The following is a 23,313-nucleotide window of genomic DNA, read 5'->3' as shown; positions in this document are numbered from 1 at the left end:
AATGCAGCACGCGGGACGGGTAGCCCCGAGCGTTTCAAAACAGCAGTGATTCACAGAAAAAAGCGCGGCATTGTACACCGGCCTCCACATCGAGGTTTAAAAGAGGGCAGCCAGACGTGCGGGGTTGTTTATTCAAATCATTTCGCAGAATGAAAACATCCGGAAACGGAAACGCCAGCCGCTGAGGGCTGGCGTTTCCGTTTATTCACGCACGTTGCTCACAACGCCACGTTTACTGTGGCTTGCGGCGACCGAAGCCTGGGCGCTGACCCGAACCGGCCGGTGGACCACGACGCTTGCCTGACGGCGCATCATCGTCGACCAGTTTGATACCGGCACGCTTGGGTGCTGGCTTGGCCGGGCGTTTGTTCATTTCGCTCGGACGCTCAGCCACCGGAGTACCACGGCTGTTATCGGCCGGACGCGGCGAACGCGAACCCGGCTTGCCGGAGTCCTTGCGCGGCGATGGGCGCTGGGTCGAATCGCCACGTGGACGGTCACGATCACTGCCGGTGATCTGCGGCTGACGCTGCGCACGCTCGCCGGACGCCGGTGCGCCAGCGGCAGGACGCAGCGTACGAACGCGCTCGCCTTTGCCCAACGGACGGGACGACTGGCGCTGCAGACGCTCGAGCTTTTCCTTGGTCTTGGCATTCATCTGCGGCTGGGCCACAGGTGTCAGGCCGACTTCGGCAGCCAGAATGTCGACTTCGTACTGACTCATTTCGCGCCAGCGACCCATCGGCAGGTCAGAGTTCAGGAACACCGGTCCGTAACGCACGCGCTTCAGACGGCTGACCACCAGACCCTGGGACTCCCAGAGACGACGGACTTCGCGGTTACGACCTTCCATCACCACGCAGTGATACCAGTGGTTGAAGCCTTCGCCGCCCGGTGCCTGCTGGATGTCAGTGAAACGCGCAGGTCCGTCTTCGAGGACGACGCCTGTCTTGAGGCGCTCCAGCATCTCGTCATCGACTTCGCCACGTACGCGCACTGCGTACTCACGGTCCATTTCAAACGAAGGGTGCATCAGGCGGTTGGCCAGTTCACCATCGGTGGTGAACATCAGCAGACCGGTGGTGTTGATGTCCAGACGACCGATATTGATCCAGCGGCCTTCTTTCGGGCGCGGCAGACGATCAAATACGGTCGGGCGCCCTTCTGGGTCGTCACGGGTGCAGATTTCGCCGTCAGGCTTGTTGTACATGATGACGCGGCGAACCGTTTCGGCTGCCTCTTCGCGCTTGATCACGCGGCCGTCGACGCTGATGGCGTCGTGCAGGTCAACACGCTGACCGAGGGTCGCGTCCTTGCCATTGACCTTGATGCGGCCCTGGGTGATCCAGGCTTCCACGTCGCGGCGCGAACCGACGCCAATGCGTGCCAGAACCTTCTGCAGCTTTTCGCCTGCGGGTCCGATTTCCTGGCTGTCCTGCTTGTCTTTTTCACTCATCTGGGCACCTCCCGGTGTGTCGAATCAGGGCTGACCGAGAACCGGCGAGACCTGTGCCCGGCGCGCGGTGGAGAGCGGCAAGGCAGAATACTTTAAAGCCCTGGCGAAAGGGTTATCGCCGAGGGTCGGCCATCATACGCTCATGCGGCCTTTTACGCATCCAGCCTGCTGTGCAATTCCCCGTATCACTTCTTCTTTTTGCGACCACCGGTCTTGAGCTTCGCCAGACGCTTGGCCGATTCGCTGAGCACGTCGCGCTTTTCATCCTTCTCCAGCTTCTTCCAGGCCTTGATTTCCCGCTTGCTGCGACCGCATCCCAGGCAAATGTCGTCATCGAATTTGCACAGGCTGATGCAGGGGTTCTTGGTTGAACTCATGGACAGCAACTCTCATGGGGAAGATGACTGAACGTGTGACCGCAGGCGGGGGGATGAATTCGAACGGATGAAGATCATCGCATGACGCGACATAGGTGACGCAGATTGCGGATTCAGTGAGCCTAACGCATGACGTGGATAACGCTGGAGCTTGGNGCCACATTCGAGAGCGGACGCGGAGCGTCCTGAGCGGCATTCCCACGCGGAGCGTAGGAACGATCAGCGTGGTCTCAAGCACGCCGATCATGCCCATGCTTGTCCTCAGCGTTATATCCGAGTCTTGCTGCGACCACGGACGGTGGGAGGCGGCTTGCCGGCGATGGCGTCAGGTCAGGCACTGAACGCATCGCCGGCAAGCCGCCTCCCACATATAGCTGAACTTCGTACGCAGGGTAGTCAGTCAGGCTTGGGGGGTTGATCGGGCTCGTCTTCATCAACCGACTCAGGCTCGGCCCGCAACAGATCATCGAAGTCCGTCTTCAACCCCTGCTCCATCGAGTCCAGTTCGACCAACAGGCTGCGGAAGCTGGTCTCGTCACGCGGCGGCTCGGGCTCTTCATTGACGTCCAGACTGGCGTCGGCCAGCGCCTGAAGGTGCGCGGGTACGGGCGCATCTTCAAAGTCCAGCTCAGGCTCGGTTTCCATCTCGCGCAGGTCAGCCAGCGGCGGCAGTTCATCCAGGCTCTTGAGGTTGAAGTGGTCGAGAAAACCCTTGGTGGTGGCGAACATCGCCGGTTTGCCGGGCACATCGCGGTAACCCACCACCCGAATCCACTCGCGCTCCATCAGCGTCTTGACGATGTGGCTGTTGACCGCCACACCCCGCACATCTTCAATTTCGCCTCGGGTGATCGGCTGGCGGTAGGCGATCAGCGCCAGGGTTTCCAGCATGGCGCGGGAATAGCGTTGGGGCCGTTCTTCCCACAAACGTCCGACCCAAGGCGAGAACTTGTCACGAATCTGCAGACGATAGCCGGACGCGACTTCCTTGAGTTCAAAGGCGCGGCCGTCGCAAGACTTGCGCAGTATGTCCAGAGCCTTCTTGAAGATCGGCGGCTCCGGACGCTCGCCTTCTTCGAACAGCTCATAAAGCCGGTCGAGCGTTTGCGGCTTTCCGGACGCCAGCAGAAACGCTTCAAGCAAGGGCGCAAGTTCGCGGGGTTCGTTGAGGTTCATGGGTGTGCTCTAGGTCTACTCGGCTCGCGCCCGGACATGGATCGCCGCAAAGGGCTCGTTTTGGACCAGCTCGACCAGCGATTCTTTGACCAATTCCAGCACGGCCATGAATGTCACCACTACACCCAGTCGCCCTTCCTCGGCGGTGAACAGCTCGGCGAACGGCACGAAACCGCCGCCCTTGAGGCGTTCCAGCACATCGCTCATGCGCTCGCGAGTGGACAGCGCTTCGCGGCTCACCTGGTGGCTTTCGAACATGTCGCCGCGATGCAGCACTTCGGCCATCGACATCAGCACTTCTTCAAGGCTGACATCCGGCAGCAGCTTGCGCGCTCGGGCTTCGGGGGCGTCCAGTTTCGGCACGATGACATCGCGCCCTACCCGCTTCAGGCCATCGATGCCTTCGGCTGCGGCCTTGAAACGTTCGTACTCCTGCAGCCGACGAATCAGTTCGGCACGCGGATCGCCTTCCTCTTCCTCGATTTCCGCCGAACGCGGCAGCAACATGCGCGACTTGATCTCGGCGAGCATGGCAGCCATCACCAGATACTCGGCCGCGAGCTCCAGGCGCACGGTTTTCATCAGCTCGACATACCCCATGTACTGCTTGGTGATTTCCGCCACCGGGATGTCGAGGATGTCGATGTTCTGTTTGCGGATCAGGTAAAGCAGCAGGTCGAGCGGGCCTTCGAACGCCTCAAGAAAGACTTCCAGCGCGTCCGGCGGAATATAGAGATCCAGCGGCATCTGCGTGAGCGCCTGTCCGTAGACCAGCGCAAACGGCAGCTCCTGCTGGGCGTCGGCCTGACTGTCGACCGTCTCGACCACTGTCATTACGCGTCGTCACCGAACGGCGTCGGGTCGCCACAGCCGACACGGATCACCTGCGGCTCGCCTTCGGACAGATTGATAACCGTGGAGGCCGAGATACCACCGATGCCGCCGTCGATGATCAGGTCCACCTGATGCTCGAGAATCTGGCGCATTTCATACGGGTCACTCAACGGCACCGTGTCTCCGGGCATGATCAGGCTGACGCTCATCAGCGGCTCGCCCAGTTGCTCCAGCAGCGCCTGAGCGATCGGATGGCTGGGCACGCGCAGACCAATGGTACGACGCTTCGGGTGCAGGACCAGACGCGGCACTTCACGGGTGGCGTTGAGAATGAAGGTGTACGGCCCCGGCGTGTGGGCCTTGAGCGCGCGGAAGGCGCCGGTGTCGACCTTGGCAAACAGTCCCAGTTGCGAGAGATCGCAGCACATGAGCGTGAAGTTGTGTTTGTCGTCCAGCTGACGCAGACGACGGATACGCTCGATGGCGCTCTTGTCGCCAATCTGGCAACCCAGCGCATAGGACGAATCTGTCGGGTACACCACCAGCCCGCCGGCCTTGATGATTTCCGCAGCCTGTTTGATCAGGCGCGGTTGCGGGTTCTCCGGGTGGACCTGGAAAAATTGACTCACGGTAACTTCCTGTTCAGACGGCGGCAGTAGGTTGATCATGTTTGAATCTGCACCACAGAGGTGGCAAATCCTCGGGCACGGGGCGGTAAATGCCAATCTCGCCCCAGGCACCGGGGCCATGGAAGTCGCTGCCGGCAGTGACCAGCAGACCGAATTCCCGCGCCAGGATCGCCAGGGTTCCGACCTGATCGGCAGGCTGCATGCCATTGACCACTTCGATGGCGTGACCACCTGCCTGGATGAAATCGCCGACCAGTTTACGCCGTTTACTGCGGGTAAAGTCATAATGCGAAGGATGCGCGAGGCTGACCCAGGCGCCCGAGGCCCTCAGGGTCGCCACCGTGTCCTCGAGTGTCGGCCAGTGTTGCTTGACGTCGCCCAGTTTGCCCGCACCCAGCCATTTTCGGAATGCCTCGGCACGATCCTTGACGAAACCTTCACGCACCAGAAAGTCGGCGAAGTGCGGACGAGCCGGCGCATTGCCGCTGTCGCCCAGCTCTTTCTGGATCGCCCGGGCGCCTTCCAGCGCTCCGGGCATACCTTTGATCGCCAATTTGCGACTGATTTCTTCAGCCCGCAACCAGCGTCCTTCGTGCAAACGCGCAATCGCTTCGGTCAGTGCAGGGGCCTTGGTGTCGAACGCGTAACCCAATATATGGATGGTCGCCCCGCCCCAGGTGCAGGACAACTCGACGCCGTTGACCAGCTGCATACCCAGTGAATGCGCCGTCTCGCGGGCTTCTTCGAGGCCTTCGAGGGTGTCGTGGTCGGTGAGCGAAAGGACACGCACGCCATTTTCATAAGCACGCGTCACCAGTGCGGTGGGCGACAAGGCCCCGTCCGAAGCGGTGCTGTGGCAATGCAGATCAACATTCATAGTGGTGCTTTCGCAGTCATTGATGTTTGTTATTATGCCGCTACATCCTGCTTCTGGCTGCCATTGTGAAACAATTCATCGACTTCATCCCGCTGCTCCTGTTTTTCATTGTCTACAAAACCGAACCGCGCGTTGTCGAGATCCTCGGCAACAGCTATACGGTAGGCGGCATTTTCAGCGCCACGGCCATGCTGATCATCAGTTCGGTGGTGGTCTACGGCATCCTCTATATAAAGCAGCGCAAGCTGGAGAAAAGCCAGTGGCTGACTCTGATTGCCTGCCTGGTGTTCGGCAGCCTGACACTGGCCTTCCACAGCGAAACCTTCCTCAAGTGGAAAGCACCGGTGGTCAACTGGCTGTTTGCGCTGGCGTTTGCCGGTAGCCACTTCATTGGTGATCGCCCGCTCATCCAGCGCATCATGGGCCACGCTCTCACGTTGCCTGCGGCCATCTGGACCAAACTGAACATCGCCTGGATCTTCTTCTTCCTGTTCTGCGGCGCGGCCAACCTTTACGTGGCCTTCACGTATCAGGAGTTCTGGGTCGACTTCAAAGTCTTCGGCAGTCTGGCCATGACCCTGATTTTCCTGGTCGCACAGGGTATCTACCTGTCCCGCCACATGAACGACACTGCCACCACCACGACCAAATCCGAGGACTGACATGCTCTACGCAATCATCGCCACTGACGTCGAAAACTCGCTGGAAAAACGTTTGAGCGTACGCCCTGCGCACCTTGAGCGCCTTAATGCCCTCAAGGATGCAGGCCGTCTGGAACTGGCCGGCCCAAACCCTGCGGTCGACAGCAATGATCCAGGCGCAGCCGGTTTCAGCGGCAGCCTGATTGTTGCCGAGTTCGATTCCCTGGCAGCAGCAGAAGCCTGGGCCAAGGCTGATCCGTTCGTCGAGGCGGGCGTCTACGCCAACGTTGTGGTCAAGCCGTTCAAGAAAGTTCTGCCCTGATCCGTCGTCAACGCCCTCTGGGCGGCAGCAGTCCTGCCTGAAACCTCGCAGGGCCCTGCCGCCTCGACTTCCTGCGCAATATTCATCATTCCTGACGCGCTGCCGATAGCCTGCCGAGATTCAAACAAAAACGGTTCGGGTCAACGGGAGTTCAGATGCGTTCAGGTACGTTGTGTCTGCTGATAGCGATATCGAGTACAAGCCTGCAGGTTCAGGCGGAAGGGACGGACATCGTCGGGGCGTCACCGCCGACGCATTATTCAAGTTCAGCCAGCCAGATCGCAGACCTTCAGTCGCGGCTCGTCAACAGCGAGCGCCAGCGCGAAGAGCTGATGAAGCAGGTGCAGAACACCGAACGCGACAGCGCACTGCTGGGCCGTTTGCGTCAAGAGAACCAAAAGCTCAAGTTGCAGCTCAAAGAGGCACTGTCAGCCACGCCGCCGCGTCTGCTGACCGAGCAACAACAATGGTTCGTCGCAGGGGGTGGCGTTGCGATGATCGCCCTTCTGTGCGGTATATTTGTCAGCGGTTGGCGTAGGCAACGTCGGCAGTGGCTAAATTGAGTGAGTCATGAGCGAGCTGTTACTAATTGATGATGATCAGGAGCTCTGTGAGCTGCTGAGCAGTTGGCTGAGTCAGGAAGGGTTTCAGGTGCGCGCCTGCCATGATGGCAACAGTGCGCGTCAGGCCCTCGCTGACCAGGCCCCTTCCGCCGTGGTACTGGATGTGATGCTGCCCGACGGCAGCGGTCTTGAGCTGCTCAAGCAACTGCGGTCCGAGCATCCCGACCTGCCAGTGGTCATGCTGTCGGCACGCGGCGAGCCGCTGGACCGTATTCTGGGCCTGGAGCTTGGCGCCGACGATTACCTGGCCAAGCCCTGCGATCCCCGCGAACTGACCGCCCGCCTGCGCGCCGTCCTGCGTCGCAGTCACCCGGTCGCTTCGTCAACCCAGCTTGAACTTGGCGACCTGACCTTCAGCCCGATGCGCGGCGTGGTCAGTATCGATGAGAAAGAACTGACACTCACGGTCTCGGAAAGCCGCCTGCTGGACGCCTTGCTGCGTCAGCCCGGCGAGCCTTTGGACAAGCAGGAGCTGGCGCAACTGGCGCTGGGCCGCAAGCTCACCCTCTACGACCGCAGCCTGGACATGCACGTCAGCAACCTGCGCAAGAAAATCGGCCCGCATCCGGATGGTCGTCCGCGCATCGTGGCGCTGCGCAGCCGTGGCTACTATTACAGCCTCTGAGCGCTTCCCGGCCCTGACGGTCCTTACACAAGCTTTACCAAGCCCTGACCGCGCTTGACCTTGATCTCCCTAAACTGGGCTCAACGGCATAGAGCCGCACTAGAGACAAGGAGATACACCATGCGCAAGACCCTGATCGCTTTGATGTTTGCTGCCGCCCTGCCTACCGTTGCCATGGCTGTTCCACCGCCGCCTGCAGGCCCTGAAGCCGGCGCACCTGCCATGCACATGGAGCGCGACGACCGTGGCCCAGGCCCAGGCATGCATCGCGGCCCAGGTCCTGGCCCTTTCCGTGATCTGGACCTGTCACGTGAACAGCGTCAGCAGATCGACCGCCTGATGCGCGACCAGATGCACGAACGTCGTGACATCACTCAGCGCTACCTGGACAAGATGCCTGCCCCCGAGCAGAAAGCCATGCAGGACGAGATCAACGCCAAGCGTAACGAAACCGACACTCAGATTCGCGCCCTGCTCAAGCCTGATCAGCAGAAGCAGTTCGACGAAATCAAGAAGAAGCAGGACGAGCGTCGTGCCGAATGGGCCGAGTTCAAGGCCTGGAAAGCAGCCAAGGCTGCGAAGACGCAATAACATCAGTCACGCCTGACGGCAGACTGATTGCAACCAACCCGGCATGCTCGAGCATGCCGGGCTTGTTCATTTCTTGACCGAGGAAAACCTGTGCGCTCATTGTTCTGGCGAATCCTGGCCAGTTTCTGGCTGGCCATTGCTCTGGTTGCAGGCCTGTCGATTCTGCTCGGGCACATGCTCAATCAGGACGCCTGGATCCTCAGCCGCCATCCGGTGCTCAACGAGCTGCCGGAAAACTGGACACAGCGGTTCGAAGAGCAAGGCGCCGACGCGTCTCAGGATTACCTGCAAACCCTCAAACGCCGGAGCCGTATCGACGTTCAAGTACTGAACGACAGCGGAGAACCGGTCGTGCGCGGCACCTTTCCGCCGCGCGCAGCCGCCCTCGAAGCGCGTCAGCAGCAAGGCGATGACGACGATGAGGGCAGAAAACTGCCATGGCGTCGTCTGGCCACCGAATACACCAGCCCCAAGACCGGCGAAACGTACCTGTTCATCTACCGGATTCCGCACCCTGAACTTGATCAATGGCATCGCCAGAGCCTGATGTGGCCGCTGAGTGCGCTGGGCATCGCGCTGGTCGTGCTGACCCTGTTCAGTCTGTTCGTAACGCTGTCGATCACCCGACCGCTGAGCCGTTTGCGCGGCGCCGTGCACGATCTGGGGCAGACCAGTTATCAACAGCACAGCCTGGCGCAACTGGCCAATCGGCGTGACGAGTTCGGCGTGCTGGCCACCGATTTCAACCGGATGGGCGCACGCCTGCAAAGCCTGATCGGCAGTCAGCGTCAGTTGCTGCGTGATGTATCCCATGAATTGCGCTCGCCGCTGGCGCGCCTGCGCATCGCACTGGCGTTGGCCGAGCGCGCCGAACCTGCCGAGCGTGAAAAGCTGTGGCCGCGTCTGGGCCGCGAATGTGATCGGCTGGAAGCACTGATCAGCGAGATTCTGGCCCTGGCGCGTCTGGACGCCGACTTTGGCAGCGCCGAGCCGGTGGATCTTGACGGGCTGTTGCACCGGTTGAAGAACGACACGCAACTCGACGGTGCCGAGCAGGCTATTCGGGTCCAGGTACAAAGCGACCTGCAGTTGCAAGGCTGGCCCGACATGATCGAGCGTGCGTTGGACAACCTGCTGCGCAATGCCCTGCGCTTCAACCCGCCGGGCCAGAGCATCGACTTGCAGGCGACTCGGGTGGACAACCGCATACGTCTGAGCGTGCGCGACCATGGTCCGGGCGTTGCCGAGGAACATCTGGCGCAACTGGGCGAGCCGTTCTATCGCGCGCCCGGCCAGACCGCGCCGGGTCACGGCCTGGGACTGGCCATCGCCCGACGCGCTGCCGAGCGTCATGGCGGCAGCCTGACCCTGGGCAATCATCCCGAGGGCGGTTTTATCGCCACACTGGATTTGCCGCCAGAGCCGGTCAATCCCTCATCGGTCTGACGCCGATCAGCCCTGCCATTCGCTGACAAACCCGCCCACGTCCACTTTCGGTGCTTCGCGGGGCGGGTTCAGCGGCGTGCCCAGGTACAGAAAACCGACCACTTCCTCGCCAGCGTCAAGCCCCAGCCCTTTGGCCACGTGCGGCGAATACGACAGCTCGCCTGTGCGCCAGACTGCGCCAACGCCCAGCGCGTAAGCTGCCAGCAATACGCCATGCGCCGCACACCCGGCCGTAATCAGCTGTTCCTTGCGCGGCACTTTGAAGTGATCCTGCAACCGCGCAATCACCACGACCACCAATGGCGCCCGCAACGGTCCCAGGCGAGCCTTGTCCAGCGCCTGCGGCGTGATTTCGCCACCGCCCTGCTCCAGCGCCTCGGCCAGCAAGGCGCCCATCCGCTCGCGCGCCGTACCTTCGACGGTCAGGAAACGGTACGGACGCAACTGGCCGTGATCAGGCGAGCGCAAGGCTGCGCCGAACATGATTTCGCGCTGTGCGGCATCCGGGGCCGGATCGACCAGACGTGGAACCGATACGCGGTTGAGCAAAGCGTCGAGCGCCTGCATGGGCTGTCTCCTTTCAAAGTTGATCGGGCATTCTAGAGCCTGTACAGGTTCAATAACGAGCACGACGGGCAATTACTTACAGGCAATGTCGAACGCAAGGCCCGGCCATGCTGGTTTACATGACCACGCGCGCGGGTAGAATGGCGCCTTTCTTCATTGCAGTCAGAGCCCTTCATGTCGTTGCCGACCCTTCGCATCATCGGTTTCATCATCGGCATCTTCCTGATCACGCTGGCTGTCGCCATGATTGTGCCCATGGCCACGCTGGTCATCTACGACCGCTTCGAAGACCTGCGCTCGTTTCTGTGGGCCAGCGCCATCACCTTCATCGCCGGGCTTGCGATGGTGGTGCCGGGTCGGCCGGAGCACGTTCAGTTGCGTCCACGGGACATGTACATGCTCACGGTCTCCAGCTGGATCGTGGTGTGCATCTTCGCGGCGCTGCCGTTTCTGCTGACCCAGCACATCAGTTACACCGACTCCTTCTTCGAAAGCATGTCCGGCATCACCGCGACCGGCTCTACCGTGCTCAGCAACCTGGACAGCATGTCTCCGGGCATTCTGATCTGGCGCTCGATGCTGCACTGGCTGGGCGGCATCGGCTTCATCGGTATGGCCGTGGCGATTCTTCCTCTGCTGCGGATCGGTGGCATGCGGCTGTTCCAGACCGAATCGTCCGACCGCTCCGAAAAGGTCATGCCCCGTTCGCACATGGTGGCCAAGTTCATCGTGCTGGCTTATGTGAGCTTCACCGCACTGGGCAGCCTGGCGTTCTGGATGGCGGGCATGAGCCTGTTCGACGCGATCAATCATGCGATGTCGGCGATTTCCACCGGGGGTTTCTCGACGTCTGACATGTCCCTGGCGAAATGGCCACAGCCTGCGGTGCACTGGGTCGCCATCGTGGTGATGATCCTCGGCAGCCTGCCCTTCACCTTGTACGTCGCCACGCTGCGCGGCAACCGGGGTGCGTTGTTCCGGGACGAGCAGGTGCAAGGGCTGATCGGTCTGTTGCTGATCACCTGGCTGGTGATGACCGTCTGGTACGCGAACACCACTGACTTGCCATGGACCGAGGCGTTGCGTCACGTAGCGCTGAACGTCACGTCGGTGGTCACGACCACAGGCTTTGCACTGGGCGACTACAGCCTGTGGGGCAATTTCTCGTTGATGCTGTTCTTTTATCTGGGTTTCATCGGCGGCTGTTCCGGCTCGACGGCGGGTGGCGTGAAGATTTTCCGCTTCCAGGTTGCCTATATCCTGCTCAAGACCAACCTCAACCAGTTGATCCATCCACGTGCTGTGATGAAGCAGAAATACAACGGCCACCGGCTGGACGACGAGATCGTGCGTTCGATTCTGACGTTCTCGTTTTTCTTCACCATCACCATCTGCCTGATCGCGCTGATGCTGTCGCTGCTGGGTCTGGACTGGATGACAGCACTCACCGGGGCAGCCAGCACGGTGTCAGGCGTCGGACCTGGGCTGGGCGAAGTCATCGGGCCAGCGGGCAACTTCTCCACCCTGCCGGACGCGGCAAAGTGGATTCTGTCCGGCGGGATGCTGCTGGGACGTCTGGAGATCATCACCGTGCTGGTGCTGTGCGTGCCTGCGTTCTGGCGGCATTGATTCGCGGAAAGCCGCCTCTTATCAAACAACACGTAATCTGCTGAATGAACACGTTTTTGCCACGACACAGCGTACTGCCAAATCGCACCGTGTCAGGCTAGACTCACCCCAAGCCAACCCGAGGGTCTGTACATGGATACCGCCAAGCCGTTCACCCGCTTTGCCGACTTCTACACTTACTACCTCGACGAACACCGCAGCAGCACCAGCCGGCGCCTGCATTTCATTGGCACCACGCTGGTGATCTTTCTGCTGGCTTTTGGTATCGGCAGTGGACGCTGGTGGCTGTTGGCGCTGTTACCGGTTGCCGGTTATGGCTTTGCCTGGGCCGGTCATTTCTTCTTCGAGAAGAACCGCCCCGCCACCTTCAAGCACCCTTTCTATAGCCTGCTCGGGGATTTCGTCATGTACCGCGACATGCTGTTGGGCCGGGTGCCGTTCTAGAGGAAATCAGGCAACCGGCTCGCTGACCGGCACTTCCTGCTGCTCGACCTCAGGGCTGGCTTTCAAATGTGCATCGGCCAGCCGGAACAGTTCAATGTGGCCATCCAGGTGCTCGATCAGCGCCGTACAGGACTCGACCCAGTCACCACAGTTCATGTATTCCACCCCGCCTACCTGACGGATTTCCGCGTGGTGAATGTGCCCGCACACCACGCCGTCCAGATCGCGCTTCACGCATTCATGGGCGATGGCTTCTTCGAAATCACTGATGAAATTCACCGCACTTTTGACCTTGTGCTTCAGGTACGCCGACAGCGACCAGTAGCCATAGCCGTATTTCGCCCGCCAGTGGTTCAGCCAGCGGTTGAGGGTCAGGGTGAATTCGTAGGCCGAGTCGCCGAGAAACGCCAGCCAGCGGTGGTATCGGGTGATCACATCGAATTGATCACCATGAATTACCAGCAGGCGGCGACCATCAGCCGTCACGTGTTCGGCCTCGTCTACCAACTGAATATTGCCCAGAATCAGCTTCGAGTAACGGCGCAGAAACTCGTCATGATTGCCCGTGACGTAGATGACTTCGGTGCCGCGCTTGCTCATCGTCAGCAGACGTCGGATCACGTTGGTGTGCGCTTGCGGCCAGTACATGCCGCCGCGCAGCTTCCAGCCGTCGATGATATCGCCCACCAGATAGATCCGGTCAGCCTGATAGCGCTTGAGAAACGCCGACAGATGTTCGGCCTGGCAATCGCGCGTGCCCAGATGCACATCGGAAATCCACAAGGTCCGCACGCGTTGCTTGCGGCTGGGTTTGGCGAGCTGAGCACTGCTCATGGGACGACCTCCGGCGGGTTTTCCAAAAGAGTGCGGCATGCCGGTTAATTGAATGTGACACGCACATGGCGATGTCATGACAATGGCATCTTCAAGGTAGACTTGCCTGTCGCCGCGCCCACAAAGGATTGTCATGACTCCGCGTTCCGCCCTGCTCGCTCTGCACGTCGGCGCCCTGCTGTTCGGCCTGTCCGGCGTGCTGGGCAAACTTGCACATGCTTCGCCCTCCGTGATCGTTTTCGGCCGCGCTGCGTTCGCTGCCGCAGCCCTCGCCGTGTTCGCGCGTTTTGTCGGCAGCACGCGCTGGAAGCCATTGAGCCGAGCCAGCGGTGCACGTTTGGTCCTCAGTGGCGTGCTGCTTAGCCTGCACTGGGTGTCGTTTTTCATTGCGGTAAAAGTGGCAGGCGTGGCTGTGGCGACGCTGGGCTTCGCGAGCTTTCCGGCGTTCACCGTGATACTTGAGGGTCTGGTCTTTCGCGAGCGGATCCGGCGCATCGAGATGCTGCTGGTCGTGCTGGTTACCGTGGGGCTGATACTGGTGACACCAGGGTTCGATCTGGGCAGCGAAGCGACGGGCGGCCTGTTGTGGGCGATTGTTTCGGGCTTCACCTTCGCCCTGCTGTCGCTGGTCAACCGTGCCAGCGCGCTGCATGTGCCTGCGGTACAGGCCGCCCTGTGTCAGAACCTGATCGTCGCCGTCTGCCTGCTGCCGTGGGCAGCCTCTTCATTGCCTGACGTTTCGACCCGTGACTGGCTGTGGATTGCCTTGCTCGGCGTGCTCTGTACCGGACTGGCGCACAGTCTGTTCGTCGCCAGTCTGGCCGTGATCAAGGCGCGGATAGCCGCTGTGGTGTTTGCCATGGAGCCGCTTTACGGCATCGCCTTCGCCTGGCTGATCTTCGCCGAAACGCCCACCCTGCGGATGCTGCTGGGCGGGGCGCTGATCATTGTCGCCATTCTGATCTCAGGCCTGATGGGCAACCGAGGTGCAAAAACCGGATCTCATTGAGGGTCCGCTGCGCGATGCCGGTCGTTGTGGCCCAGATCGCGAGCCGGGTCGATCTGATCCCGCACCCGCTGCTTGAGCACCTTGGCCTCCGGGAATCCACCGTCGGCCTTGCGCTCCCAGATCTGCACGCCGTCACAGGTAATGCGAAAGGTACCACCCGTGGCCGGCTCGAGCGAGACCTTGCCCAGATCGTCGCAGAACGTACTCAGCAGTTCCTGCGCCAGCCAGGCGGCACGCAGCAACCATTGGCACTGGGTGCAGTAGGTGATGATGACTTCGGGTTTTCCGGCAGACATGAACGCGTGCTCCGCATCAAAGAGCGCTCATGATACGCACCGTTTGCCCGCTCAACGAGCGTTGGCGACGCGTCGAAGGTCGCTGAGCGTCGGGTTGTGCGCAACATCGTCCGGTTCGGCGTCCTGCTCATGCCCTTTGACGCCCAGCAGCCCGAGCAGACGACCGCGTATCGCCTGAAACCCGGCCTGTCCGCTGTCGCGCTGGCGCGGCAGTTCGATACGGATCTGGTCGGCAATCCTGCCATCGGCCAGCACGATGACCCGGTCGGCGAGCAGAATCGCTTCATCCACATCGTGGGTCACCAGCAACACTGCGGGGGTGTGCTTGCGCCACAGGTCGATGATCAGTTGATGCATGCGAATGCGCGTCAGGGCGTCGAGCGCGGCGAAGGGTTCGTCCAGCAGCAACAGCTTCGGTTCACGCACCAGACCACGGGCCAAGGCAACGCGCTGCGCTTCACCGCCCGACAAGGTGGCCGGAAACGCATTGACCCGATGTGACAGGCCGACTTCGCCCAACGCGGCTTCGGCTCGCGCCTTGGCGTTGTCGATGTGCAGACCGAGCACCACGTTCTTCCAGGCGCTTTTCCACGGCATCAGGCGGGGTTCCTGAAACACCGCCGCCCGCGCCACCGGCACGCGCAGCTCGCCGCTGTCGATGCTGTCCAGTCCGGCGAGGGTACGCAGCAAGGTGGTCTTGCCGGAACCACTGGCACCGAGCAGCGCGACGAATTCACCCGGCGCGATGTCCAGGTCCAGCCCGTCGATCACCCGCTGCTGGCCGAACTGCCGGACTACATTGCGCAGCTGAACCGGGGCCTGCTCGGCTTTTTCCGGTGCACGATGCAGGGTCGTCTGTGGGTTACGCGTGTCGAAAGCTGTCATGTTCAGTTCCTCACAAAAGTCGGGCGCCAGGCCAGGGCGTAGCGTTCCAGCGTGCGAATAATGCCGTCGATCACCAGGCCGAGAACGCTGTAGATCAGCAGGCAGATGACAATCACGTCGGTGCGCATGAAGTCGCGGGCGTCACTGGCCAGATAGCCGATGCCTGCCGTGGTGTTGATCTGCTCGACGAACACCAGCGCCAGCCAGGAGATGCCCAGCGAATAGCGCAGGCCCACGAAGAACGAGGGCAGCGAGCCCGGCAGGATCACGTGCCAGATCAGTTCGCGACGGCTCAGACCGAGCGTGTTGGCGGCCTCGATCAGTTTGGGGTCGATGTTGCGGATCCCGGAAAACAGGTTCAGGTACACCGGAAAGGTGGTGCCCATGACGATCAACGCCACTTTGGTGAACTCACCGATGCCGAACCAGAGGATGAACAGCGGCACCAGCGCCAGCGACGGAATGGTGCGCAGCATTTGCATCGGAGAATCGAGGGCAATTTCACCTCGTTTGGACAGGCCGGTGATCAGCGCAGCCACGACACCGATGCTGACGCCGATACTCAGGCCCAGCAGCGCACGCTGCAGCGACACCCACAGGTGCCGGCCCAGTTCGCCCGACAGAATCATCGACCAGAGCGTGCCGCCAATCTGCGACGGCGCAGCAATGACCCGCACCGGCAGCAGGCCGGTCTGTGAAGCCAGTTCCCAGAGCAGTAACAACGCGAGCGGGCTGAGCAGACGCAGCACGAACCCCGGCACGCGCCACTGGCGGCCGGACTGCGCAGCGGTCTGTCGCTCGGGCTTGTTGACGACCAGAAATCCGGCATCGATGGAGTTGAGGGTTGTTTCAGACATGAAGGCATCCTTGCTGAACGGATCGGGCAAACGCACCCGACTCACTGGATAGGCATCATGCTAGGTGCATAAGAACCCTGAGTGAAATTCTATTTGGATCTAAGCTAATCGTTAAAACATTTGATTATCATGAATTGATATAATGCATATTTTTTATAATTAACTTAGACCAAAATCGAATTTCACAGCCTCTGCCTTCGCCCATTAAGGTGCCAGTCGACAAGGTCGAACGGACCTCAACCATTGGCAGGAGTCATTCATGAGCATCGAATTCATTGGCTACATCGCGACGCAGCCCGGTTCGGAAATCCATCCACGCAGTGGCGCGACCATCCAGCCCGACTATGTGCAGAAAGTCGCCAAGGCCCATGAAGACTCGGGTTTCGACCGTGCGCTCATCGCCTATCACTCCAACAGTCCGGACAGCACACTGGTGGCTGCGCACGCTGCCAGCGTGACCCACACCCTGAAATTCCTGATTGCCCATCGTCCCGGTTTCATCTCGCCGACCGTCGCGGCCCGTCAGTTCGCGACGCTGGACGTGTTCAACGGCGGGCGGACAGCGGTGCACATCATCACCGGAGGCGATGACAAGGAATTGCGTGCCGACGGCAGCCATATCGGCAAGGACGAGCGTTACGCGCGCAGCGACGAATACCTGAGCGTGGTGCGCCAGGAATGGACCAGCGACAAACCCTTCGATCACCAGGGCAGGTATTACCAGTTCGAGGGCGCGCACTCTCTGGTCAAATCCCCGCAACAGCCGCACATTCCCCTGTATTTCGGCGGCTCGTCAGCTGCTGCGATTGCGGTCGCGGGCAAGCACGCCGACGTTTACGCGTTGTGGGGCGAGACGTACGAGCAGGTACGCGACGTGGTCAAACAGGTGCGCGCCGAGGCCGCCAAACATGGCCGCACCATTCGTTTCAGCCTGTCGCTGCGACCGATTCTGGCCGACACCGAAGAACAGGCCTGGGCACGTGCCGACAGCATTCTGGAAAAAGCCAGGGCACTGGCCGAACGCAACGGGTTTATCCGTCGAGAGCCGCCGAACGAAGGTTCACGTCGCCTGCTGGCCGCCGCCGCGCAAGGTTCGCGTCTGGACAAGCGCCTGTGGACAGGTATCGCTGAACTGCTGGGTGCGCAAGGCAACTCGACCTCGCTGGTGGGCACACCCGAACAGGTCGCTGAAGCGCTGCTCGATTACTACGACCTGGGGATTACCACCTTTCTGATTCGCGGGTTCGACCCGCTGGATGACGCCATCGACTACGGCAAAAAGCTTATTCCACTGACCCGCGAACTGGTCGCCCGGCGCGAGCGCGAAGCCCGTGAGCAGGTTGCCTGAACTGCGGGTAGACACTACGAGCAGCTAACACCGGCCGGCAGTCATGCCTGCCGGTGATGCCCGTCACGCAGCCGCCGAAACCTGTTCCAGCGACTGCGCCACCAGCGCGCCGAACGCATCCACCGGCCCTTGCAGGTTACCGAGGAAACGTGGGTAGAACAGCCACAGGTCCATCACCGGTTTGAAGTCTTTCAACGGCACGACGGCCAGTTGATCGCGATGAATGCTGCGCGCAAGCAAAGGACGCGGCACCAGACCCAGCCCCATGCCGTCGGCGACCAGGCCCAGTTGCAGCTCGGTGCCGAAGGTTTCCAGATTGACCTTCATGCTCAGGCCCTGATCGGACAGCGTGCGTTGCAGGCCTGCCCTAAATCCGCAGCCGTCGGGATTCAGCACCCAGCCCTGCTGGTAACAGTCAGCCAGCTTGCCGGGCTTTTTCGGCACCGTGTCTTTGGCCGCAACCACAACCAATTCCATTCGGCCAATGGACTGCGCCACGATGTTCTCGGGGAAAATCTTGCCGGCCGGGAACAGCGCGGCGGCCGCATCCAGCTCGCCGTTCTCGATCTTGCCAATCAGATAGCTGCCCCAGCCGGTGCTCACCTGTGCGCGCAAATCGGGAAACTCGCCCCGCAGTTGCTTCAGCGCATCCAGCAGCACCACGTCACCGATGGTCTGCGGCACACCCAGTCTCAGCAGACCGCTGGGCGGCGTATCGCTGGCCACCAGCTCACGCAGCGCATCCATTTCACGCAGAATCGCCAGGCATTTCTGATAGACCTGAATACCCATGGCCGTGGGCTTGAGCGGTTTGGTGTTGCGATCGAACAATTCAACGCCCAGTGCCTGCTCGAAATTCTGCACGCGGCGCGTGATGGCCGGCTGGGTCAGGTCCAGCGATTCAGCCGCATGGCTGATCGACTGGCAGCGAATCACTGCAACGAACGCATCGATATCATCAATTTTCATTCGGACCGCACATAAAAATATAAGAGGAACATAGGCAAAAAGCATAGTGCCAATGGGCGTTCATGGATAGTCCACGCCTGCAACATAAGCCCGAACCCTGGCCAGTGAAAGACGTTTTCGTTATATCCTAATCATAAAAAAATAGCATATTAAACAATCGCATTATGCTTATATCGACCCATACCTGACGCTGATCTGGAATGGACATGACTCAGAACCGCCGCCCCGAACGACTCGGGGCCTTCATCGACGCGCTGACCGAGTTGATCGGCAGCGACACCCACGAAACCGACCTCCTGAACCGTGGCAGCAGATTGCTTGCGCAACTGGTCAGCCATGACGACTGGCTGCCTGACGAGTTCGCTGTTCCCGACCCGACTCGCTACCAGCAATTTCTGCTGCACGCCGATGCACAGCAGCGCTTCTCGGTAGTGAGTTTTGTCTGGGGCCCGGGCCAGCGCACGCCAATTCATGACCATCGCGTCTGGGGACTGATCGGCATGCTGCGCGGCGCGGAAGACGCTCAGGGTTACGTGCGCGGCCATGACGGGCGTCTTGAGCGGCAGGGTCCGAGCGTGCGTCTGGTGCCGGGCCAGGTTGAAGCGTTGTCGCCGCAGCGCAACGATGTCCATCAGGTCAGCAACGCCTTCAGCGATCAGGTTTCGATCAGCATCCATGTGTACGGCGCCGACATCGGTCAGGTGAAGCGCGCAGTCTACGAGCTGGACGGCACCGAAAAACTGTTCATTTCCGGCTATTCCAATCCCGCCCCACCCCCATCTCAAGCACAACCGACAGGGAGTCACGCCTGATGAGCACACACGCAACCCGATCCTTTGCCGAGGTTCGCCAGGCCTTGCTGGACCGTCGTGAACTGGCGCTGGTGGATGTGCGCGAAGAAGCGCCCTTCGCGCAGGCGCATCCGTTGTTCGCAGCCAACATTCCATTGTCGAAGCTGGAGCTGGAGGTGTTCTCACGCATCCCGCGTCGCGACACCGCCGTGACGCTGTATGACGATGGCGAAGGCCTGGCCGACATTGCACAGCAACGCTTGCAGGCCCTGGGCTACAGCGACGTGAAGCAGCTGGAAGGCGGTTTGCAGGGCTGGCGCGAGGCCGGTGGCGAGCTGTTTATCGATGTCAATGTACCGAGCAAGGCGTTTGGCGAACTGGTGGAACATCAGCGTGCCACGCCGTCGCTGGCCGCTGAAGAGGTCAAGGCGCTGCTCGACAGCCAGGCCGATGTGGTGGTGCTCGATGCGCGGCGCTATGACGAATACCAGACCATGAGCATCCCGAGCGGCATCAGCGTGCCGGGCGCGGAACTGGTGCTGCGCGCCCGTGAACTGGCGCCGGACCCGAACACCCGGATCGTCGTCAACTGCGCAGGCCGTACCCGCAGCATCATCGGCACCCAATCGCTGATCAATGCAGGGTTGCCCAATCAGGTCCATGCGCTGCGCAACGGCACCATCGGCTGGCTGCTCGCCGATCAGACGCTGGATCATGGTCAGAACCGGCGCTTTGCCGATGTGAGCGACAAGACCCGTAACACGGCCAGCGCCAACGCCCGCAACGTGGCCGACCGCGCAGGCGTAAAGCGCGCCAGCCTGACCGATCTGCACGGCTGGCAGAAGGAGACGTCGCGCACCACCTACCTGTTCGATGTGCGTACGCCCGAAGAATTTGCCAAGGGGCATCTGCCCGGCGCGCGCTCGACACCCGGCGGGCAACTGGTGCAGGAAACCGATCATTACGCCAGCGTGCGTGGTGCACGAATCGTATTGGTGGACGACGACGGCGTGCGCGCCAACATGTCGGCTTCCTGGCTGGCACAACTGGGCTGGGAGGTGTCGGTGATCGACGGCCTGCAGGCGCAGGACTTTTCCGAGCAGGGCGACTGGGACGCGCCCTTCCCGGCGCCTGCACAGGTGGAGTTCATCAGTGCCGAAACCCTCGCCGACTGGCAGACCCACGGCGGTGTGGCGGTGCTGGACTTCACCACCAGCGCCAACTACGTGAAGCAGCACATCCCCGGCGCCTGGTGGAGCCTGCGCGCTGATCTCGAACAGGCACTGGCAAAGGTGCCCGCCGCCGAGCGCTATGTGCTGACCTGTGGCAGCAGCCGTCTGGCGCGCTTCGCGGCCGCCGACGTCGAGGCCCTGACGAACAGGCCAGTGTTCGTGCTTGAAGGCGGCACGGCCAGTTGGGGCAAGGCCGGGTTTGCGCTGGAACACGGCGAAACCCGCCTGGCCTCAGCGCGCATCGACCGTTACCGCCGCCCGTATGAAGGCACCGACGCACCCAAGGCCGCGATGCAGGCGTATCTGGACTGGGAGTTCGGTCTGGTCGAACAACTGGGGCGCGATGGGACGCATGGGTTTCACGTGATCTGAGACGTTAAACACCTGATCGCGCCTGCGCTCATACAAGCCTGCCTCGACACTGATCGTAGATATCCCGTGGGTACGCCTGGACGCAGTGCGTCCCGAGAGGCATTCCCACGCAGAGCGTAGGGAACGATCAGTGTGAAGTTGATTGATGCATCCATCTTACTGATGACGGAGTTCCTTCTTCCATGCTGCCTTTCTTCAAATCAGCCTCTTCCCTTAAAAGCCTGGTGCTTGTCACATTGCTGAGCCTGCTCGCCAGTCAGCAGGCACTGGCGGCAGACCTTGCGCCATTGCGGGTCGCCAACCAGAAGTCATTGCTCAAAATCCTGCTGCAGGTGTCCGGCGAACTCAAGGACGTGCCCTATGACATCCAGTTTTCCGAGTTCCCGTCCGCTGCGCCGCTGGGCGAGGCGCTGAATGCCGGTGCGGTGGACATTGGCGCCTTGGGCGATGCGCCTTACGTGTTTGCACTGGGCGCGGGCGCGCCACTGAAAGTGGTCAGCATCACCCACGCACAGGGCCGTTTCACCACCGCCCTGCTGGTGTCAAAGAATTCGCCGATCAAGACCGTCGCCGACCTCAAGGGCAAGCGCATCGTGACCGGGCGCGGTTCCATCGGCCACTATCTGGCGATCCGCGCCTTGCATGAGGCCGGGCTGAAAACCAGCGACGTCACCTTCATCAACCTGTTGCCGAGCGAATCGCGGCTGCTGCTTGACAGCGGCGAGGCCGACGCCTGGGCGACCTGGGATCCTTACACCACTATTTCCATCAGCCAGAGCGATGCACGGGTGCTGGTGAGCGGCAGCGAGTTGCTGAGCAATCACCTGTACCTGGCTGCGACCAGCAAGGCCATCGAGGGTAAGCGTCCGCAGCTTGAAGACTTTGTCGCACGGGTCGAACGTGCCTTCAACTGGACCAATGCGCACCCCGAGGAATATGCCGCCGCACAGGCCAGGGTCACCGGTCTGCCGCTTGAGGTGCACCTGTCGGTGGCCAAGGCGACACAAATGCAACGCACGCTGATTGACGACAGGATCATTCAAGGCCTGCAAGCCACGGCTGACACGTATCTGGCCGAAGGCATTCTCGGCAAGCCGATCGACGTTTCGACAGGCTTCGACAAGCGTTTCAACGCGGCGCGGCCCCAGGTCGCACAGGCGGCCAGCCAATGATCAGCACCTTCAATCCCGTCCCATCGCGAAAGGATCCCGCATGAGCCCTTCTCCCCTCCGTCGGCCACTGCCCGAATCGGTCGCAACGTTTGAAGCTCGACTGAACAGCCTGACTGCGATACTCGCCGAAACGGCTGAGCTCTACGACACCACTGCGCACTTTCCGCACGCCAATTTCAGTCTGCTGCACGAGCATGGCCTGTTGGGTCTCGTCGTACCGACCGAACTGGGCGGTGGCGGCGCGAATCTGGTAAAGGCACAGCAGGTGATCAGTGCGGTCGCTAGAGGCGAGCCTTCCACGGCGCTGATTCTGGTGATGCAGTACCTGCAACACGCCCGCCTGCAGGACAACGTCAATTGGCCCCGGGACCTGCGCGTGCGGGTCGGCGAGGAAGCGGTCCGTGAAGGTGCGCTGATCAATGCCCTGCGGGTGGAGCCTGATCTGGGCACGCCCGCACGTGGCGGTTTGCCGGGCACCATCGCCCGTCGTACCGCCGAAGGCTGGCGCATCAGCGGCACCAAGATCTATTCCACCGGCAGCCATGGCCTGACCTGGTTTGCCGTGTGGGGACGCAGCGATGACGACGACCCGCTGGTGGGCACCTGGCTGGTGCACAAGGACACGCCCGGCATTCAGATCATCGAGGACTGGGACCATCTGGGCATGCGCGCCACCAACAGCCACGAGATTCGTTTCGACAATGTTCTGGTGCCACTGGAGCATGCAGTGAGTGTCAGTCCGTGGAGCGCGCCGAAGTCGGATCTGGACCCTGCGGGCATGCTGTGGATGTCGGTGCTGCTGTCTTCCGTCTACGACGGCATTGCGCAGTCCGCACGCGACTGGCTGGTGGACTGGCTGGAGCAGCGCAAGCCCTCCAACCTTGGCGCAGCGCTTTCGACCCTGCCGCGCTTTCAGGAGACCGTTGGCCACATCGACACCCTGCTGTTCGCCAACCGAAGCCTGCTGGACGCAGCGGCCCAAGGCCTGACGCCGACTCAGCACGCGGGTCAGCTCAAATACCTGGTGACCGGCAATGCGATACGCGCCGTGGAGCTGGCCATCGAAGCATCCGGCAATCCCGGCCTGTCGCGCAGCAACCCGTTGCAGCGCCACTACCGCAACGTACTGTGCGGCCGGGTTCACACGCCGCAGAACGATGCCGTGCTGATCGGCGTCGGCAAGGCCGCTTTCGCAGCACGCAACGCCGCACACTGATCGTACGTGCCCGTCGCTCCGCGTGTGCATGCCGCCCGGGACGCTCTCGAGCGTGGCGCAGAGTGTCGTGCAATGCATGCCCAAGCTCTACCGCT

The 23,313-nt window shown here is 61.3% G+C and carries 26 protein-coding genes; 14 read left to right on the top strand and 12 right to left on the bottom strand.

All coding sequences use genetic code 11. The features are described from left to right. Positions 1-232 precede the first annotated feature (232 nt). The 6 genes from rluB to AO065_RS04855 form a co-directional block, all read right to left on the bottom strand. Positions 233-1,456: a 23S rRNA pseudouridine(2605) synthase RluB gene (rluB, locus tag AO065_RS04880; RefSeq protein ID WP_004884321.1), complete on the bottom strand. Its 1,224-nt coding sequence runs from the start codon at positions 1,454-1,456 to the stop codon at positions 233-235. 185 nt (positions 1,457-1,641) lie between these two features. Continuing rightward, positions 1,642-1,833 (bottom strand): DUF1289 domain-containing protein, encoded by a 192-nt coding sequence (locus tag AO065_RS04875; protein ID WP_004884318.1) that lies wholly within the window; start codon positions 1,831-1,833, stop codon positions 1,642-1,644. 396 nt (positions 1,834-2,229) lie between these two features. Beyond that, positions 2,230-3,009, bottom strand: coding sequence for an SMC-Scp complex subunit ScpB (gene scpB / locus AO065_RS04870; protein ID WP_054540874.1), 780 nt, complete (start codon positions 3,007-3,009; stop codon positions 2,230-2,232). A gap of 15 nt (positions 3,010-3,024) precedes the next feature. Next, on the bottom strand, positions 3,025-3,723 hold the full coding sequence (locus tag AO065_RS04865) for a segregation and condensation protein A (protein ID WP_173335978.1): 699 nt from the start codon (positions 3,721-3,723) through the stop codon (positions 3,025-3,027). 119 nt (positions 3,724-3,842) lie between these two features. Next, positions 3,843-4,472 carry an L-threonylcarbamoyladenylate synthase gene (locus AO065_RS04860; protein WP_004884308.1) on the bottom strand — a complete coding sequence of 210 codons (630 nt, stop codon included), beginning with the start codon at positions 4,470-4,472 and terminating at the stop codon, positions 3,843-3,845. 13 nt (positions 4,473-4,485) lie between these two features. Continuing rightward, positions 4,486-5,349 carry a PHP domain-containing protein gene (locus AO065_RS04855; protein WP_004884306.1) on the bottom strand — a complete coding sequence of 288 codons (864 nt, stop codon included), beginning with the start codon at positions 5,347-5,349 and terminating at the stop codon, positions 4,486-4,488. 65 nt (positions 5,350-5,414) lie between these two features. Between AO065_RS04855 and AO065_RS04850 the strand changes: the two genes are divergently transcribed. The 6 genes from AO065_RS04850 (at position 5,415) to AO065_RS04825 (ending at position 9,597) form a co-directional block, all read left to right on the top strand. Then, a complete protein-coding gene (locus AO065_RS04850) occupies positions 5,415-6,011 on the top strand; it encodes a septation protein A (protein WP_004884304.1) in 597 nt (198 codons plus the stop codon). 1 nt (position 6,012) lies between these two features. Next, a complete protein-coding gene (locus AO065_RS04845; RefSeq protein WP_004884303.1) occupies positions 6,013-6,312 on the top strand; it encodes a YciI family protein in 300 nt (99 codons plus the stop codon). Positions 6,313-6,467: 155 nt separating this feature from the next. Next, a complete protein-coding gene (locus AO065_RS04840; protein WP_004884300.1) occupies positions 6,468-6,875 on the top strand; it encodes an SH3 domain-containing protein in 408 nt (135 codons plus the stop codon). Between the two features lie 7 nt (positions 6,876-6,882). Continuing rightward, entirely contained in the window at positions 6,883-7,560 is a 678-nt protein-coding gene (locus tag AO065_RS04835) for a response regulator transcription factor (RefSeq protein ID WP_004884298.1), read from the top strand. A 120-nt stretch (positions 7,561-7,680) separates the two neighbouring features. Continuing rightward, positions 7,681-8,151 carry a hypothetical protein gene (locus tag AO065_RS04830; RefSeq protein ID WP_004884295.1) on the top strand — a complete coding sequence of 157 codons (471 nt, stop codon included), beginning with the start codon at positions 7,681-7,683 and terminating at the stop codon, positions 8,149-8,151. 90 nt (positions 8,152-8,241) lie between these two features. Continuing rightward, positions 8,242-9,597 (top strand): sensor histidine kinase, encoded by a 1,356-nt coding sequence (locus AO065_RS04825; RefSeq protein WP_004884293.1) that lies wholly within the window; start codon positions 8,242-8,244, stop codon positions 9,595-9,597. A gap of 6 nt (positions 9,598-9,603) precedes the next feature. Here the strand turns inward: AO065_RS04825 and AO065_RS04820 are convergent, their stop codons facing one another. Next, positions 9,604-10,164, bottom strand: coding sequence for a nitroreductase family protein (locus AO065_RS04820; protein WP_004884291.1), 561 nt, complete (start codon positions 10,162-10,164; stop codon positions 9,604-9,606). Positions 10,165-10,338: 174 nt separating this feature from the next. On the opposite strand from AO065_RS04820, the gene AO065_RS04815 reads away from it, so the two are divergent. Both AO065_RS04815 and AO065_RS04810 read left to right on the top strand, forming a co-directional pair. Beyond that, positions 10,339-11,793, top strand: coding sequence for a TrkH family potassium uptake protein (locus AO065_RS04815; protein ID WP_004884289.1), 1,455 nt, complete (start codon positions 10,339-10,341; stop codon positions 11,791-11,793). A 132-nt stretch (positions 11,794-11,925) separates the two neighbouring features. Beyond that, on the top strand, positions 11,926-12,237 hold the full coding sequence (locus tag AO065_RS04810) for an Mpo1-like protein (RefSeq protein WP_004884288.1): 312 nt from the start codon (positions 11,926-11,928) through the stop codon (positions 12,235-12,237). A 6-nt stretch (positions 12,238-12,243) separates the two neighbouring features. Here the strand turns inward: AO065_RS04810 and AO065_RS04805 are convergent, their stop codons facing one another. After that, positions 12,244-13,071, bottom strand: a complete 828-nt coding sequence (locus tag AO065_RS04805) for a UDP-2,3-diacylglucosamine diphosphatase (protein WP_004884286.1) — start codon at positions 13,069-13,071, stop codon at positions 12,244-12,246. A 133-nt stretch (positions 13,072-13,204) separates the two neighbouring features. On the opposite strand from AO065_RS04805, the gene AO065_RS04800 reads away from it, so the two are divergent. Further along, positions 13,205-14,080, top strand: a complete 876-nt coding sequence (locus AO065_RS04800) for a DMT family transporter (protein ID WP_004884284.1) — start codon at positions 13,205-13,207, stop codon at positions 14,078-14,080. Here the strand turns inward: AO065_RS04800 and AO065_RS04795 are convergent. Genes AO065_RS04795 through AO065_RS04785 form a run of 3 tightly spaced genes read right to left on the bottom strand, consistent with a single transcriptional unit; the run spans position 14,074 to position 16,118 of the window. Then, positions 14,074-14,376 carry an Rdx family protein gene (locus AO065_RS04795; RefSeq protein WP_004884283.1) on the bottom strand — a complete coding sequence of 101 codons (303 nt, stop codon included), beginning with the start codon at positions 14,374-14,376 and terminating at the stop codon, positions 14,074-14,076. The genes AO065_RS04800 and AO065_RS04795 overlap by 7 nt on opposite strands. A 51-nt stretch (positions 14,377-14,427) precedes the next feature. After that, complete coding sequence (locus AO065_RS04790) at positions 14,428-15,261, bottom strand: ABC transporter ATP-binding protein (protein ID WP_004884280.1); 834 nt, start codon at positions 15,259-15,261, stop codon at positions 14,428-14,430. A 2-nt stretch (positions 15,262-15,263) separates the two neighbouring features. Continuing rightward, positions 15,264-16,118 (bottom strand): ABC transporter permease, encoded by an 855-nt coding sequence (locus tag AO065_RS04785; protein ID WP_004884277.1) that lies wholly within the window; start codon positions 16,116-16,118, stop codon positions 15,264-15,266. A gap of 259 nt (positions 16,119-16,377) precedes the next feature. Between AO065_RS04785 and AO065_RS04780 the strand changes: the two genes are divergently transcribed. Next, positions 16,378-17,466, top strand: a complete 1,089-nt coding sequence (locus AO065_RS04780) for an LLM class flavin-dependent oxidoreductase (RefSeq protein WP_004884276.1) — start codon at positions 16,378-16,380, stop codon at positions 17,464-17,466. A 63-nt stretch (positions 17,467-17,529) separates the two neighbouring features. Here AO065_RS04780 and AO065_RS04775 read toward each other — a convergent pair whose 3' ends face one another. After that, positions 17,530-18,435, bottom strand: coding sequence for a LysR family transcriptional regulator (locus AO065_RS04775; protein ID WP_004884273.1), 906 nt, complete (start codon positions 18,433-18,435; stop codon positions 17,530-17,532). Between the two features lie 206 nt (positions 18,436-18,641). On the opposite strand from AO065_RS04775, the gene AO065_RS04770 reads away from it, so the two are divergent. The 4 genes from AO065_RS04770 (at position 18,642) to AO065_RS04755 (ending at position 23,218) form a co-directional block, all read left to right on the top strand. Further along, a complete protein-coding gene (locus AO065_RS04770) occupies positions 18,642-19,247 on the top strand; it encodes a cysteine dioxygenase family protein (RefSeq protein ID WP_004884271.1) in 606 nt (201 codons plus the stop codon). After that, on the top strand, positions 19,247-20,830 hold the full coding sequence (locus tag AO065_RS04765) for a rhodanese-related sulfurtransferase (RefSeq protein WP_004884270.1): 1,584 nt from the start codon (positions 19,247-19,249) through the stop codon (positions 20,828-20,830). Before AO065_RS04770 ends, AO065_RS04765 begins: the two co-directional genes overlap by 1 nt. Before the next feature lie 182 nt (positions 20,831-21,012). Then, positions 21,013-22,002: an ABC transporter substrate-binding protein gene (locus AO065_RS04760; protein ID WP_004884269.1), complete on the top strand. Its 990-nt coding sequence runs from the start codon at positions 21,013-21,015 to the stop codon at positions 22,000-22,002. A gap of 40 nt (positions 22,003-22,042) precedes the next feature. After that, positions 22,043-23,218: an acyl-CoA dehydrogenase family protein gene (locus AO065_RS04755; RefSeq protein ID WP_004884268.1), complete on the top strand. Its 1,176-nt coding sequence runs from the start codon at positions 22,043-22,045 to the stop codon at positions 23,216-23,218. Positions 23,219-23,313 lie beyond the last annotated feature (95 nt).

The organism is Pseudomonas viridiflava (genome assembly GCF_001642795.1).
Taxonomy (GTDB): Bacteria; Pseudomonadota; Gammaproteobacteria; order Pseudomonadales; family Pseudomonadaceae; genus Aquipseudomonas; species Aquipseudomonas viridiflava.
The sequence above is the reverse complement of the archived record's forward strand: the minus strand, read 5'-3'. Positions and strand labels throughout refer to the sequence as shown.

Bases quoted from the DNA above. Each gene is read 5' to 3' on its own strand.
- rluB (WP_004884321.1), bottom strand. From the start codon at position 1,456: ATGAGTGAAAAAGACAAGCAGGACAGCCAGGAAATCGGACCCGCAGGC.
- AO065_RS04875 (WP_004884318.1), bottom strand. From the start codon at position 1,833: ATGAGTTCAACCAAGAACCCCTGCATCAGCCTGTGCAAATTCGATGAC.
- scpB (WP_054540874.1), bottom strand. From the start codon at position 3,009: ATGAACCTCAACGAACCCCGCGAACTTGCGCCCTTGCTTGAAGCGTTT.
- AO065_RS04855 (WP_004884306.1), bottom strand. From the start codon at position 5,349: ATGAATGTTGATCTGCATTGCCACAGCACCGCTTCGGACGGGGCCTTG.
- AO065_RS04845 (WP_004884303.1), top strand. From the start codon at position 6,013: ATGCTCTACGCAATCATCGCCACTGACGTCGAAAACTCGCTGGAAAAA.
- AO065_RS04840 (WP_004884300.1), top strand. From the start codon at position 6,468: ATGCGTTCAGGTACGTTGTGTCTGCTGATAGCGATATCGAGTACAAGC.
- AO065_RS04835 (WP_004884298.1), top strand. From the start codon at position 6,883: ATGAGCGAGCTGTTACTAATTGATGATGATCAGGAGCTCTGTGAGCTG.
- AO065_RS04830 (WP_004884295.1), top strand. From the start codon at position 7,681: ATGCGCAAGACCCTGATCGCTTTGATGTTTGCTGCCGCCCTGCCTACC.
- AO065_RS04820 (WP_004884291.1), bottom strand. From the start codon at position 10,164: ATGCAGGCGCTCGACGCTTTGCTCAACCGCGTATCGGTTCCACGTCTG.
- AO065_RS04815 (WP_004884289.1), top strand. From the start codon at position 10,339: ATGTCGTTGCCGACCCTTCGCATCATCGGTTTCATCATCGGCATCTTC.
- AO065_RS04810 (WP_004884288.1), top strand. From the start codon at position 11,926: ATGGATACCGCCAAGCCGTTCACCCGCTTTGCCGACTTCTACACTTAC.
- AO065_RS04805 (WP_004884286.1), bottom strand. From the start codon at position 13,071: ATGAGCAGTGCTCAGCTCGCCAAACCCAGCCGCAAGCAACGCGTGCGG.
- AO065_RS04800 (WP_004884284.1), top strand. From the start codon at position 13,205: ATGACTCCGCGTTCCGCCCTGCTCGCTCTGCACGTCGGCGCCCTGCTG.
- AO065_RS04795 (WP_004884283.1), bottom strand. From the start codon at position 14,376: ATGTCTGCCGGAAAACCCGAAGTCATCATCACCTACTGCACCCAGTGC.
- AO065_RS04790 (WP_004884280.1), bottom strand. From the start codon at position 15,261: ATGACAGCTTTCGACACGCGTAACCCACAGACGACCCTGCATCGTGCA.
- AO065_RS04785 (WP_004884277.1), bottom strand. From the start codon at position 16,118: ATGTCTGAAACAACCCTCAACTCCATCGATGCCGGATTTCTGGTCGTC.
- AO065_RS04780 (WP_004884276.1), top strand. From the start codon at position 16,378: ATGAGCATCGAATTCATTGGCTACATCGCGACGCAGCCCGGTTCGGAA.
- AO065_RS04775 (WP_004884273.1), bottom strand. From the start codon at position 18,435: ATGAAAATTGATGATATCGATGCGTTCGTTGCAGTGATTCGCTGCCAG.
- AO065_RS04770 (WP_004884271.1), top strand. From the start codon at position 18,642: ATGACTCAGAACCGCCGCCCCGAACGACTCGGGGCCTTCATCGACGCG.
- AO065_RS04765 (WP_004884270.1), top strand. From the start codon at position 19,247: ATGAGCACACACGCAACCCGATCCTTTGCCGAGGTTCGCCAGGCCTTG.
- AO065_RS04760 (WP_004884269.1), top strand. From the start codon at position 21,013: ATGCTGCCTTTCTTCAAATCAGCCTCTTCCCTTAAAAGCCTGGTGCTT.
- AO065_RS04755 (WP_004884268.1), top strand. From the start codon at position 22,043: ATGAGCCCTTCTCCCCTCCGTCGGCCACTGCCCGAATCGGTCGCAACG.